At 50.8% G+C, this 250-nt stretch carries 1 protein-coding gene; it reads left to right on the forward strand.

Annotation, left to right across the window (positions count from 1 at the left end; translation table 11 throughout):
- Nucleotides 1-250 (forward strand): integrase core domain-containing protein (locus tag B4920_RS27255; protein WP_139379742.1); only part of this gene is annotated, 250 nt, incomplete at both ends.

Below are 250 nucleotides of genomic sequence, written 5' to 3' on the forward strand. Positions count from 1 at the left end.
CGAGGCTATCCGGCGACGATAAGAACTGACCAGGGGCCGGAGTTCACTTGCCGCGCACTGGATCAATGGGCTTTTGAGCATGGTGTTGAGTTGCGCTTAATTCAGCCGGGTAAGCCAACGCAGAACGGATTTATTGAGAGCTTTAACGGACGATTTCGCGATGAATGCCTGAATGAGCACTGGTTCAGCGATATCGTTCACGCAAGGAAAATCATTAATGACTGGCGGCAGGATTATAACGAGTGTCGTC

The sequence above is a fragment of the Zoogloea sp. LCSB751 genome (genome assembly GCF_002028455.1).
Taxonomy (GTDB): Bacteria; Pseudomonadota; Gammaproteobacteria; order Burkholderiales; family Rhodocyclaceae; genus Zoogloea.